The sequence below is a fragment of the Frigoriflavimonas asaccharolytica genome (genome assembly GCF_013294015.1).
In the GTDB taxonomy this organism is placed as follows: Bacteria; Bacteroidota; Bacteroidia; order Flavobacteriales; family Weeksellaceae; genus Frigoriflavimonas; species Frigoriflavimonas asaccharolytica.
In genome coordinates, this window is record NZ_JABSNO010000007.1 from 94,251 (window position 1) to 106,949 (window position 12,699).

Sequence of the window (12,699 nt, forward strand, 5' to 3'; positions counted from 1 at the left end):
GCATTTGAAATTGCGAGGCAATCACTGTAATATTATAATTTTATAACTGTGAAAATCCATAGGCGAGTCGTGCGCTCTTTCTAATATAAAAATGGATTACTTCGCTCGATAGCTATTAGAATTGCAGTGACAGTCTTAATGACATGTTGCATGATCACCCATTTTGTGGGCTTCGGAAGCGTTGTGTATTACTTCTAAAGAATCATGTGGTGGCGAAATGTAGGGAATGCCCAATTCTAAACCTCTTAGCACGAATAAACCTCCCAAGACAATCATTAAAACAGGAACGGCTTTCAAGAATTTTGCACGAACGGGTATGCTCAACAAACTACCAAACAAAACGGCGGCAAACATAAAGGGAAATGTACCTAAACCAAAGAATGCCATGAATGCAGCACCTTGCCAAACGCCACCTGCTGCAAGAGATGCCGTCATCGCAACGTATACCATTCCGCATGGCAACAATCCGTTTAAAATTCCGGTGAGGAAACGGGAAGAATAATCTGTTTTTCTTAGCAGCTTGCCCAAATTCATTTTAATCTTTAATAAAAAAGAATTGAAAAAGGGAACGTTAGAAGCAAAATTGGGAGAGCCAAAGGTGAAAATAGCCAAAACAATCATGACAATACCTACAGAAATAGTTAAGTATTTTTGAATACCGACCATGTCAAAAGCTTCTCCAACGATGCCTAAAATTGCACCTAAAACTGCATAAGTAAAGATTCTACCAAATTGATAGGTGGCATTTTTTAAATGAAATTTTGCTTGGTTTTTTTTTGATAAACCTAGGGACAAAGCAATTGGTCCGCACATTCCGAGGCAATGAAAGCCGGTGAAAAACCCTATAGTAAGTGCAGAAAGTATGATTGCTATTTCCATTGCAGTGCATAATCTTGTTGAAAATCTTTTTTATTTTGTTTCCATTTTACTTTTAAAGTATAAGAACCTGCTTTCAAGATTTTTGCTGGAATGAAAATCGAGCGCGTGATATTCAATTTTTCTTTGTTAGAAACATCAAAATTGGCATCATCTGTTCTATACAAAACGAAAGAAACCACACCATTTTCTGGCGAAATTTCTTTAGGAAATGCTAAACGAATACCAGCTTTCGTTTGTGTGTAAACGGGTTTGATAGGCAATGCATCTGCATTCCCTTTTGCATCTATTACATTTTGAAATTGCAACTCTTCTTCATAGTAATTATCAGAAACCAATTCGGAATTTTTCATTCCGTTTCCGAAATAAATAATCATGTATAATATGAAGATAATGAAAGAGCCAAGCGCTACAACGATGCCATGACCCCATGTGAATTTTTTGAACATAATAATTTTTAAAACTGAAGTTTAAAAGGTCCTTCAAAATAAGTATCAAAAGTATCTAAAAGGTCGCCTTCTTGATTATAAACGCCAATTTCTACTTTTTGTTTGGAAAATTTCATCTCTTTTTCCGGAAAATTTATACTCACGCTTCCTTTTGAGATCACGCCTTTTTTCATTTTAATAATGTTGCTACCACTAAAGGAAATAGTACCATTATTTGGCTCCATCACTTTGATGGTAACCAATAAATCTTCATTGGATTTATTAAGAATTGTATAATTGTAAATATTTGTAATCTGGTTATTCTTAATAAAATATCCAGATCCTGCTGGTTTGATGAATTTTGCATCTAAAGTACCTCTGTCATATAAAAGAAAACCTAAAAATCCTATCAATAATGCTAGTACGATTGTATATGCTTTTAATCTACCATCAAATTTGAATTGTTTTTCATTTTCTATTTCATCTTCACTTGCATATCTTATCAAGCCTTTTGGTAGGCCAACTTTCACCATTACTTCATCGCAAGCATCTATACAAGCTGTACAGTTGACGCATTCCAATTGTTGTCCATCTCTGATATCTATACCAGTTGGACATACTACCACACATTGGTTGCAATCTATGCAATCTCCTTTTCCCTCCTCTCGTCGATCTTCACCTTTTTTCCATTTAGATCTGTTTTCTCCTCTTTTGAAATCGTAGTATACGTTGATTGTTTGTTTATCTATTAAAACTCCTTGCAATCTTCCATACGGACAAACCATTGTGCAAACTTGCTCTCTAAACCATGCAAAAACAAAGTAGAATGCTGATGTGAAGACAATCATCACTGTGAAATTTGTAAAATTCACAAAAGGACCTTCTCTCATTATTTCAAACACCCTTTCATATCCAACAATATACATGAACATTACGTGGGTAATTACTAAAGATAACAATACATATACACCCCATTTTAAAGATCTTTTCCAAATCTTTTCTGCATTCCATTCTTGCTTATCTAGGCGTATTTGCTTATTTCTATCTCCTTCTATTAAATATTCAATTTTACGAAATACCATTTCTAGGAATATGGTTTGAGGGCAAATCCACCCACAAAAAATTCTACCAAAAACTACCGTAAAAAGTATAATAAAAACTAATGATGTAATGGCGCCTAACGCAAGAATATAAAAATCTTGAGGATAAAATGGCTGTCCACCGATAAAAAATTCTCTGCTTGCAAGATTCAGTAGTAAAAATGGATTCCCATCTACTTTTACGAATGGTGTGATAAAAAATACAGCCAGCAGAATGAATGCAACAAAATTTCGATAATTGGTATATGTTCCTTTTGGCTTTCTTGGAAATACCCATTTTCGTTTACCAGATTGCTCCATTGTACCAACAGAATCTCTGAAGGTTTCTGCAGTTATAACTTGTCCTTGTCCTCCGCGAACTTCGTTTACGTCTTCTACCATAGTAGTGATATTAACCAAAAAATTCGTTATTTATTTAAAAAAATTAATAACGAATTTTGAATTTTTAAATAATTAAATGTTTATTTCTCCCATTTAGCAACAGTTCCTTGCGGAGCTGCTCCATTTGGTGCTGGTGCTTGTTCTTGATTGATGTGATAAACATACGCTGCTACATTTTGAATATCAAAACCAGAAAGTTCTCCAGTTTTTCCAAAAGCACGCATTGCAGGATTGTTTGGCGATCCATTTTCCACCATATTAAATACATTTTTGAATAATGTTTTCTCTGGTTGATTGATCCAATAATTATCCGTAAGGTTTGGTCCGATACCACCTGCTCCACCTGCCATGTGACAAGTAATACAAATAGCATTGAAAACTTCTTTTCCTGCTTCAATATTATCTGCAGAATATTCTGCATTATCTATAGTAGGAGGTGGGGTATCAATCAACCACTGAGCGTGTACAATTGCAGCTTCTTTATTTTCTGCATTATATTCTGACACTGGATTTGCGAAATCTGTAGTCCAATAGGTAGCCATGTAAACTATGCAAAAAACAACGCCAAAGTAGAATAAACCTAACCACCATTTTGGCAATTGATTGTCCAATTCCATAATTCCATCAAATCCATGATCAATAAGAATATCTTTTTCCTCTGTAGAAGATTGTTTCTTTACAGCACTATCATACAAACCTTTAAAATAAGGTTTGTTTTTTTCTTCAATATATTTTGCTTTATCCTCTTCAGATAATTTTTGAAATTTCTGATTTTCTATTAAATCCCCTAAAGAATGTTGAATAAAAGCTAAGATACACATTATTGCTACCGTGATCCAAAAGTATGGAGAAGATAGAAATGAGAAATCTTGAACAAACATGTTGTAGGCTATCATTAATATCACTAGAATAATGATAATACTTATATAAACCGGAGTCCGTTTTTTCATAACGTTATTTTTTAAATTTAAATTGATCATCTGGATGATCTTCAGCTAAAGGAGCATTCGCTTCTTCCTTATAATGATTTTTTGATCTTGAAAACACATACCAAACCAATGCGATAAATATTAACATAAACAACAACATTGCTATTGTTTGATATAAACCAACATTACTACCATTTGATAAAATTTCTTTTAGACTTTGTGGTATCATATTTATAAATTTTCTACTAAGACAAATTTTACTTTGTACTAGCAGTTTTTATTTCTGTAGTTTTTATATCTGTACCCAATCTTTGTAGGTAAGCTATCACAGCTACAATTTCTTTTTTCTCAAGCTGATCAGATTCATTTCTATCTGCATAAGCTTTTTTAACGTCAGCTGCTTCAGAATAAATTTGTTTTACAATAAATTTCGCCTGATTATTTGCCCAAGCATCAATGGTATCGATTTCTGATTTCGTATAAGGAACATCAAAAACGTCTTTCATTAATACCAGTTTATCCTTCATTTGTGAACGATCTAAATCGTTAGTTATTAACCATGGATATCTTGGCATAATAGAACCTGCGGAAGTAACTCTAGGATTTAGCATATGTTTGTAATGCCAAGAACTTGCATTCTTTCCACCTTCTCTTTGCAAATCTGGTCCTGTTCTCTTAGATCCCCAAAGGAATGGCCTATCATATACAAATTCACCTGCCTTACTGTATTGCCCATTTGCACCATTAAATCTAACAACCTCATCTCTAAAAGGCCTTACAAATTGAGAGTGGCATGCATTACAACCTTCCCTAATATATATATCTCTACCTTCTAATTCCAAAGGTGAATAAGGTTTAACTGCAGCTATTGTTGGTACATTATCCTTGATCGTTAAGGTCGGTAGTATTTCTAATGAGCCACCAATTGCGACAGCAACAAAAGATAAGACAGTTAATAAAACTGGCATTCTCTCCAACCATAGATGGAAACCTTCTCCTTCTTTTCTTTGTTTGCCAATGTTAGCCAATGCAGGCGCTTCAGCTGCTACATTTTTTTGGAAAGAACCAGCTCTTGCTGTTTTGTAAACATTCACACACATGAAAATCGCACCAGTCAAATAAAACAATCCACCTAAAACTCTTAATTGATAATAAGGTAGTATTTCTGCAAGAATCTCTAACCAGTTTTTATATAATAAAGTTCCGTCTGGGTTGAATTGTTTCCACATCAATCCTTGTGTAAATCCTGCGATATAAATAGGAACTGCATAAAAAATAATTCCTAATGTTCCCAACCAAAAATGCCAGTTCGCTAATTTTGTAGAATATAATTTTGTTCTCCACATAATTGGTACTAAGTAATAGATCATACCAAAGGTCATAAATCCATTCCAACCAAGTGCACCTACGTGTACGTGAGCAATAATCCAATCTGTAAAGTGTCCAATTTTATTCAAAGATTTTGTTGCTAAAAGTGGTCCCTCAAAAGTTGCCATACCATAGCAAGTTAATGCTACAACGAAAAACTTCAAAACAGGATTCTCTCGCACTTTATCCCATGCTCCACGAAGTGTAAGCAAACCGTTCAACATTCCTCCCCAAGATGGTGCAATCAACATAATTGAAAATCCTGTTCCCAAAGCTTGAGCCCAAGCTGGAATTGCAGTATACTGCAAATGGTGTGGACCTGCCCAAATATATACGAATATTAAAGACCAAAAGTGAATAATTGATAACTTGTAAGAAAATACTGGTCTGTCTGCAGCTTTTGGGACAAAATAATACATCATACCCAAAACCGGAGTAGTCAATACAAACGCTACAGCGTTATGACCATACCACCATTGAACCAAAGCATCTTTCACACCCGCGTAAGCAGAATAAGATTTCCAACCTGCAAAACTTATTGGCACCTCAAGATTATTAAAAATATGAAGCATTGCAATTGCAACCCACGTTCCTAAATAGAACCAGATAGCAACATATAAATGCCTAACCCTTCTTTTGGCGATGGTACCAAACATATTGATACCGAATAAAACCCATATTATCGTAATGATAATATCTATTGGCCATTCGTGCTCCGCATATTCTTTTGAGGTATTGATACCCATTGCAAAAGTAATTACAGTTGCAACAATCATCAATTGCCACGACCAGAAATGAATCCAAGATAGCGTATCGCTATACATTCTTGTTTTCAAAAGTCTTTGCATAGAGTAATAAGCTCCGGCAAAAAAACCATTCATTACAAAAGCAAAAATAACCGCACTTGTATGCATCATTCTTATCCTTCCAAAACCAAAGGCTCCTTGCGTATCTATAAGCCCTTGCAGAGAATTCACCCCGTGCAAACTATAAGTACTGGTATCATCTGTCCCAAATAATAACTCTGGTAATTCTGGATAGATAAGCATCGTAGCTGCTATAATTCCCAGTGTAAATCCAATGATAGCAAATACAATTGTGGCATAGAGAAATGCCCGAACTATATTATTATCATAACTAAATTTTTGTGTCTCCATAATGTATAATCACTTTAAAGTACTAAATATTTTCTTCAGATTTAGCATCTGACTCTTTTTTTTCTTTGATGATTTCTGTGTCTAGAAGCATTCTAACAGCAGGAGATTCATCATCTTCAAATTGTCCGTTTCTGGCATTTACAATAAAAATAATCAAAAATATTACAGCTAAAGAAACGCTGCAGATAATCATTAAATATAGTATATCCATCGTTAGCAAAGATAGGAATTTTAGATGCACAATTTAACAAAAATTTATGAGATTAATCAGAAATGTTTTGTTTTTCCAAATTTATAAAAATTCTAAATAGTAATCAAGCCAAACTACTGCTTAAAGTATTTTTTACCAGATACAAATGTTGCGACACTTGTAAAAATTACAACGCTAATGGAACTTGCCGGCATCAAAATAGCTGCTACCAAAGGCGAAAGATGACCTGTAACGGCAAAGCCAAGACCTATCACATTATACATTAAACTCACCGCAAAAGTGAATTTCACGATCCTCATTGCGTCTTTGCTCAATTTTAGAAAATCTGGCAAATATTTCAACTGATCTCCATTCATGATTACATCTGAAGCTGGCGTGAAGGAATTGCCATCATCCGAAATTGCAATACCTACATTACTCTGTTTCAGCGCTCCTGCATCATTTAAACCATCACCCATCATCGCAACTTTTTCTGTAGAATTTTGCAAAACTTCTACAAATTTCAATTTATCTTCCGGACTTTGATTAAATGCTAATTGAGAATCTTTAGGTAAAATAGACCTCAGTTTTTCCTCCTCAGATGCATTATCTCCACTTAAAATATGAATGGTGTACTTTTCTAATTTCTTAAACAACTCCTGCAATCCTATCCTGTACTCGTTTTTAAAAGTATACTTTCCTAAGAACTCATTTTCTTTTTTGATGTAAACCGCCGTTTCCAAATTACTAGCCTCTTCTCCTAAAAATTTAGCAGAGCCAATAGTGTAATTTTTACCCCTCACAACACCAGAATATCCTTTTCCTGCAGTTTCCACAAAATTTTCAATCGGAAAATACCCATCTGCAATATCTACAAAATCATACAAAGTTTTGGAAAGCGGATGGTTGGAATTTTTGAGCAAAGTTTTGATATTTTGCAGATCAAATTCATATATTTCTGTACCAATATACTTAATATTAGATTTTTTATTTTCAGTAATGGTTCCTGTTTTATCAAAAACCAATGTCTCTATTTTGCTTAGCTTTTCTATTGTTAGTGTATCTTTTACGTAAAATTTATTTCTGCCCATTATCCGCATAATGTGTCCGAAAGTAAAAGGTGCAGAAAGCGCCAAAGCACATGGACAAGCAATGATCAAAATAGCAGAAACTACCTGAAACATTTTGTCAAAATCTATTTGATACCAATAAATTCCAGAAATAATTGTAATCGTTAAAATACCGATTGTAAAGTATTTGCTGATGGTATTTGTAAGTGTATCTAATCCTGTTTCTGTTTTTTTAAAAGCTTCCTTATTCCAAAGTTGTGTTAGATAACTTTGATCTACATTTTTGATAACTTCCAGCTCCAAAATTGCCCCAGATTGCTTGCCTCCCGCAAAAATTTTATCTCCTGGTTGTTTAGTAATCGTCGCACTTTCTCCCGTGATGAAACTATTATCAACGTTTCCATCCCCTTTAATTAGAATACAATCTACAGGAATAATTTCCTGATTTCTCACCATTATTCTATCTCCAACTTTTAATTCAGATAAAAGAATATTTTCCTGCGCACCGTTGAAATCTATTTTTGTAACAGCAATTGGATAGAAAGATTTGTAGTCTCTATCGTAAGAAAGAGCGCTATACGTTCTTCTTTGAAATAGTTTGCCAGCAAGCATAAAGAATAACAGACCGCACAAAGTATCAAAATATCCTGCGCCGTAATCCGTAAGAACCTCATATAAACTACGGAGAAATAATACCAAAATACCTAAAACGATCGGAACATCTATATTGATGGTTTTATTTTTTAACCCAAACCACGCAGATTTAAAATAATCTGAAGCCGAATAAAAAACAACTGGTATTGAAAGCAAAACCATCAAAAAACGAAATAAATATTTATAGCGCTCCATCCAGAAATCTCCTCCACCAATATATTCTGGAAAAGTGAAAAACATTCCGTTTCCGAAAGCGAAACCTGCTATTGCGAGTTTTATAATTAAGGTTTTATCCAGGGTAACTTCCGTTTTGTCGCTACTTTCTAAATTTATGACTGGTTTGTACCCAAGATTACTTAGAAAAGTTGCCAATTCACTCAACGGTAACTCTAAATGATTAAAAGAAACCTGCACCGTTTTGCGTGTGAAGTTTACTTGAGAATATTTGATATTACTATTAATATTTTGCAAACTTTCTAGCAACCAAATACAAGAGGAACAGTGAATTACAGGAATTTCGAAAGTCACCAAGCTCGTCTCGCCTTCAGAAAAATCTACTACTGTATTGAAAATTTCTGGAGTATCTAAATATTCGAATTGCGTGGTATTATCCGAATTTGGTTTGATACCTGCATTCTTATTTAATTCATAAAAATTATCTAAATCATGGATATTTAGAATTTCAAAAACAGACTTGCAACCATTGCAGCAAAAGAGATGATCATCAAAGGTAATTCTCTCTTTTTCAATCGGCTGTCCACAATGAAAACAATTTTCTTGCAATTTATTTTATTTAATTATGCAAAATTAAGGCAAAAAAGATTGTCTTTTATCCTTATAATAGTTAAATTCGCTGATAAATATCATTGGTATGTCTTTAGAAAAGCAGGAGCAAATAGAGGATCAAATTTCCCGAGTATTTAACGAAAAATTCTACAGTGAATCTCTGCCGAAAGCAGATTATGAAGCCTATATGAACGCTCGCGAAAAATTAACCTTCAAAAAAGGAGAACTTATATTCGAAGATGGCGCGGAATCTAAAGGCGTATACTTCGTAGAACACGGGACAGCCAAACTTTCAAAATCTGGCGTTTACGGCAAAGATCAAATTTTAAGATTTATAAAAGAGGGAGATCTAATTGGCTATCGTTCTCTATTGATAGGCGAAAAAATACAGGCAAAAGCCGAAGCTATGACGGATGTGGAAATAGTATTCGTGCCAGGTGAAATATTCATAAATATTTTGAAGGTAGATTCTAAATTATCTTTCGCCTTATTGCAAAAAATAGCGTACGAATTGGGAGAATCTTCTAATACGATTACATTTTTAGCCCAAAAAACAGTGCGAGAAAGATTGGCAGAAATCCTATTGTTATTAGAACAAAAATTGGGTGTAGATCCCGAAGGATTTATAAAAATATCTTTAACCCGAGAAGAAATCGCCAATTTAATAGGAACTGCTACGGAAAGCGCTATTCGTTTGATTTCAGAATTTAAACAAGATAAATTAATAGAAACAGAAGGAAGAAATATCCGTATTTTAGACAGAGAAAAATTAATAAAATTGGGCCATGTAGTTCTCTAAAGTTAATAATCAGAAGAAGAAGGTCTACAGTTTTTCCAACTTATATATAGATAAAGACTTTTTCCAAACTTATCTACTTCTATTTTCAGACTTTCTTCATCCAACTTTAAACAAAAAAAGTAAAAAACCATGTCAGTACACAAAGATGTAAAAAGAGTTACCACAGAAACGCTTCGAAAAATGAAATTCGATAGCGAAAAAATCACCATGCTTACTGCGTATGATTTTACAACTGCAAAAATGGTAGATGTAGGTGGAATAGATGCTATTTTGGTGGGAGATTCTGCAGCAAATGTAATGGCAGGACATGAAACTACGCTTCCTATTACATTAGACCAAATGATTTACCATGCGCAATGCGTGGTTCGTGGTGTAGAGCGAGCTTTGGTGGTGGTAGATTTACCTTTCGGAAGTTACCAAAGTGACCCGCAAAAAGCCTTGGATTCTGCCGTGAGAATCATGAAAGAATCTGGAGCACATGCAGTAAAATTAGAAGGTGGTGAAGAAGTAGCAGAATCTGTGAAAAGAATCATCAATGCCGGAATTCCCGTAATGGCACATTTGGGATTAACGCCGCAAAGCATCTATCAATTTGGAACTTATAAAGTACGTGCAAAAGAAGAAGAAGAGGCAGAGAAACTGATGAGAGATGCTAAATTATTAGAAGATTTAGGATGTTTTGCCTTAGTTCTAGAAAAAATTCCGGCAACGTTTGCCAAAAAAGTCTCAGAAAGCATTACGATCCCAACCATCGGTATTGGAGCTGGTAAAGATTGTGATGGGCAAGTTTTAGTGTATCATGATATGGTGGGAATGAATAAAGATTTCACCCCAAAATTTTTGAGAAGATATTTAGATTTATATTCAGAAATTTCTGGAGCTGTTGCTCAGTATGTACAAGATGTAAAAAGTGTAAACTTCCCGAATGATAAAGAAAGTTATTAAAAATTTATCTTTATTCCTTATTATTTTACTTTTTTATAATTGTTCAGTTTTAAAAAATAACGACAGAACATTTACAGAAATAAATGACCACAAAGATTCTACTGCAGATATTTCTAGAATTAAATTTATAAAAAATTTAGACTACTCAGATTTTAAAGAAGGTAAATTTGACGATAAAAATCTAACGGTAAATTATAGATTGCTGAAGCCGAAAACGATTGCAAAAAATAAAAAATATCCTTTAGTTTTAGTTTTTCACGGTTCTGGAGCAATAGGCACAAACAATACTTCGCAAATGGGAGTTCTATCAAAAATGTGGCTATTACCAGAAAATAGAGAAAAACATCCTGTATATGTACTGTCCCCACAATTTCCGGTAAGATCTTCTAATTATCATTTAGACGAGAATAGAAATGTGCAAGTTTCCGAATCTAATGAATATTTGGATTTAGTTTTAAATTCTGTAGATTCGCTCTCGAAAACTGAAAACATAGATGAAAATAAAATTTATGTTATCGGATTTTCTATGGGAGGAGCAACCGTGATGAATGCAATTTCTAAAAGGCCAGATTTATTTGCTGCTGCCATCAATATTTCGGGCATTTCTGAATTTTCTAATGAGATAAATTTAAAAAAATTACCGATTTGGATCGTTCATGGAGGTTTAGATACAGACAATAAACCAGAAAGTAATTTGAAATTTTACGACGAAATGAAAAATTCTGGAAATGTGAAATTTTGGAAATACAAAGACAAATACCACAACAATATATTATCCGCCGAACTGGTGAAGGAAATTCCACAATGGATTTTTAAATATAAAAAATAAAATGAAATCGCCAACAATAATTCGGTAACCAAACACCAAGAAATCTAGCGATTCCATATGACCTCAAAAAATATTAAAATCTACTTATGAAAAATACACAACAAATACAAGGCATCGTTTCCATTGCAGCATTAGCTTGCTTGGCAATTGGTTGGTTCAAATTGCTATCGCCAGAAGTGAACGATATACTTTATCATCAAGTTTTCTATGCGTTGATTGGCATCAGTTTTTATTTACAAGCGCCAACTTTAGCGAATCCAAAATTCGTATATCCTATGTATGGAGCTGCTGCACTTTGTGTAATTGGTGCTGTATTGCCAGTAAACCTGGGACTTACCTTTATAAAAACAATTGGGCTTTTTGCGGGAGTGATAATTTCTTTGATTGGAAGACCAAAGGCTATAAAAAAAGACTAATGGCAAATCAAAATTTTCAAGAATCTCAAATTCTTTTTGAAGACAATCATCTTCTTATCATCAACAAAAAAGCCGGACAACTAGTGCAAGGCGATAAAACTGGTGATGAATCTTTAATTGAAGGCATCAAAAATTTTATTAAAAAAAGAGACGAAAAACCAGGTAATGTTTTTCTTGGTTTAGTTCACAGAATTGATAGACCAACTTCTGGTTGCGTAATTTACGCGAAAACTTCTAAAGGTTTGACGCGCTTAACGGTGATGGTGAAAAACAGAGAAATTGTGAAGACTTATTGGGCAGTTGTACCAAAAGTAGAAATTTCAAAGGCTCAAAAATTGAAACATTATCTGAAGAAAAACGAGAAGAATAATAAATCTACCGTTTTTCCAAAGCCAACAGAAGGTGCTAAAGAAGCTGTTTTAAATTACGAAATCATCAAGATTTTGGATAATTTCCAACTGCTGGAAATCGATTTAGAAACGGGTCGTCATCATCAAATTCGGGCGCAACTTTCTAAAATTGGAGCATCAATAAAAGGCGATTTAAAATATGGAGCAGCCCGCTCTAATGCCGATGGTGGAATTCATCTTCATGCAAGAAAATTAGAATTTTTGCATCCTGTAACGAAAGAAAATATTGTTGTAACTGCGCCTGTTCCAAGTGGAGACACTATTTGGGAAGCGTGTGAAATTTAGCAATACAAAACTTTAAATCGCAAATTACAAACTCATAAAAATTTATAGAAACCGAAAAATTTGTTTGAATTTTTCG

At 33.9% G+C, this 12,699-nt stretch carries 13 protein-coding genes; 5 read left to right on the forward strand and 8 right to left on the reverse strand.

Translation table 11 applies throughout. The features are described 5' to 3' along the window. Positions 1 to 135: 135 nt before the first annotated feature. From HNQ03_RS06410 to HNQ03_RS06445, 8 genes are all read right to left on the reverse strand, one after another. Positions 136 to 879 carry a sulfite exporter TauE/SafE family protein gene (locus tag HNQ03_RS06410; RefSeq protein ID WP_173778848.1) on the reverse strand — a complete coding sequence of 248 codons (744 nt, stop codon included), beginning with the start codon at positions 877 to 879 and terminating at the stop codon, positions 136 to 138. Next, positions 870 to 1,325, reverse strand: coding sequence for a FixH family protein (locus tag HNQ03_RS06415; protein WP_173778849.1), 456 nt, complete (start codon positions 1,323 to 1,325; stop codon positions 870 to 872). The genes HNQ03_RS06410 and HNQ03_RS06415 overlap by 10 nt, the downstream gene beginning before the upstream one ends. 8 nt (positions 1,326 to 1,333) lie before the next feature. Further along, positions 1,334 to 2,785 (reverse strand): cytochrome c oxidase accessory protein CcoG, encoded by a 1,452-nt coding sequence (gene ccoG, locus HNQ03_RS06420; protein WP_173778850.1) that lies wholly within the window; start codon positions 2,783 to 2,785, stop codon positions 1,334 to 1,336. An 80-nt stretch (positions 2,786 to 2,865) separates the two neighbouring features. Further along, positions 2,866 to 3,735: a cbb3-type cytochrome c oxidase N-terminal domain-containing protein gene (locus HNQ03_RS06425; RefSeq protein ID WP_173778851.1), complete on the reverse strand. Its 870-nt coding sequence runs from the start codon at positions 3,733 to 3,735 to the stop codon at positions 2,866 to 2,868. Positions 3,736 to 3,739: 4 nt separating this feature from the next. Continuing rightward, positions 3,740 to 3,943 (reverse strand): cbb3-type cytochrome oxidase subunit 3, encoded by a 204-nt coding sequence (locus tag HNQ03_RS06430; protein ID WP_173778852.1) that lies wholly within the window; start codon positions 3,941 to 3,943, stop codon positions 3,740 to 3,742. Between the two features lie 28 nt (positions 3,944 to 3,971). Continuing rightward, positions 3,972 to 6,239: a cytochrome-c oxidase, cbb3-type subunit I gene (gene ccoN / locus HNQ03_RS06435; protein WP_173778853.1), complete on the reverse strand. Its 2,268-nt coding sequence runs from the start codon at positions 6,237 to 6,239 to the stop codon at positions 3,972 to 3,974. Between the two features lie 22 nt (positions 6,240 to 6,261). Then, positions 6,262 to 6,480, reverse strand: a complete 219-nt coding sequence (ccoS, locus tag HNQ03_RS06440) for a cbb3-type cytochrome oxidase assembly protein CcoS (protein ID WP_317170350.1) — start codon at positions 6,478 to 6,480, stop codon at positions 6,262 to 6,264. Between the two features lie 83 nt (positions 6,481 to 6,563). Continuing rightward, positions 6,564 to 8,936 (reverse strand): heavy metal translocating P-type ATPase, encoded by a 2,373-nt coding sequence (locus HNQ03_RS06445; RefSeq protein WP_173778855.1) that lies wholly within the window; start codon positions 8,934 to 8,936, stop codon positions 6,564 to 6,566. Between the two features lie 88 nt (positions 8,937 to 9,024). Between HNQ03_RS06445 and HNQ03_RS06450 the strand changes: the two genes are divergently transcribed. The 5 genes from HNQ03_RS06450 to HNQ03_RS06470 all read left to right on the forward strand — a co-directional run bounded on the left by HNQ03_RS06450 (position 9,025) and on the right by HNQ03_RS06470 (position 12,623). Continuing rightward, positions 9,025 to 9,738, forward strand: a complete 714-nt coding sequence (locus HNQ03_RS06450) for a Crp/Fnr family transcriptional regulator (RefSeq protein WP_173778856.1) — start codon at positions 9,025 to 9,027, stop codon at positions 9,736 to 9,738. 129 nt (positions 9,739 to 9,867) lie between these two features. Continuing rightward, positions 9,868 to 10,683, forward strand: a complete 816-nt coding sequence (panB, locus tag HNQ03_RS06455; RefSeq protein WP_173778857.1) for a 3-methyl-2-oxobutanoate hydroxymethyltransferase — start codon at positions 9,868 to 9,870, stop codon at positions 10,681 to 10,683. Further along, a complete protein-coding gene (locus tag HNQ03_RS06460; RefSeq protein ID WP_173778858.1) occupies positions 10,664 to 11,512 on the forward strand; it encodes a carboxylesterase family protein in 849 nt (282 codons plus the stop codon). The genes panB and HNQ03_RS06460 overlap by 20 nt, the downstream gene beginning before the upstream one ends. Positions 11,513 to 11,598: 86 nt before the next feature. Further along, a complete protein-coding gene (locus HNQ03_RS06465; RefSeq protein WP_173778859.1) occupies positions 11,599 to 11,928 on the forward strand; it encodes a hypothetical protein in 330 nt (109 codons plus the stop codon). Next, on the forward strand, positions 11,928 to 12,623 hold the full coding sequence (locus HNQ03_RS06470; protein ID WP_173778860.1) for an RluA family pseudouridine synthase: 696 nt from the start codon (positions 11,928 to 11,930) through the stop codon (positions 12,621 to 12,623). Before HNQ03_RS06465 ends, HNQ03_RS06470 begins: the two co-directional genes overlap by 1 nt. The last annotated feature ends 76 nt before the right edge of the window (positions 12,624 to 12,699 follow it).

Coding starts and splice junctions, on each gene's coding strand:
- HNQ03_RS06460 (WP_173778858.1), top strand. CDS start 10,664: ATGATAAAGAAAGTTATTAAAAATTTATCTTTATTCCTTATTATTTTA.
- HNQ03_RS06450 (WP_173778856.1), top strand. CDS start 9,025: ATGTCTTTAGAAAAGCAGGAGCAAATAGAGGATCAAATTTCCCGAGTA.
- HNQ03_RS06430 (WP_173778852.1), bottom strand. CDS start 3,943: ATGATACCACAAAGTCTAAAAGAAATTTTATCAAATGGTAGTAATGTT.
- HNQ03_RS06415 (WP_173778849.1), bottom strand. CDS start 1,325: ATGTTCAAAAAATTCACATGGGGTCATGGCATCGTTGTAGCGCTTGGC.
- panB (WP_173778857.1), top strand. CDS start 9,868: ATGTCAGTACACAAAGATGTAAAAAGAGTTACCACAGAAACGCTTCGA.
- HNQ03_RS06425 (WP_173778851.1), bottom strand. CDS start 3,735: ATGAAAAAACGGACTCCGGTTTATATAAGTATTATCATTATTCTAGTG.
- HNQ03_RS06470 (WP_173778860.1), top strand. CDS start 11,928: ATGGCAAATCAAAATTTTCAAGAATCTCAAATTCTTTTTGAAGACAAT.
- ccoN (WP_173778853.1), bottom strand. CDS start 6,239: ATGGAGACACAAAAATTTAGTTATGATAATAATATAGTTCGGGCATTT.
- HNQ03_RS06410 (WP_173778848.1), bottom strand. CDS start 879: ATGGAAATAGCAATCATACTTTCTGCACTTACTATAGGGTTTTTCACC.
- HNQ03_RS06465 (WP_173778859.1), top strand. CDS start 11,599: ATGAAAAATACACAACAAATACAAGGCATCGTTTCCATTGCAGCATTA.
- ccoG (WP_173778850.1), bottom strand. CDS start 2,785: ATGGTAGAAGACGTAAACGAAGTTCGCGGAGGACAAGGACAAGTTATA.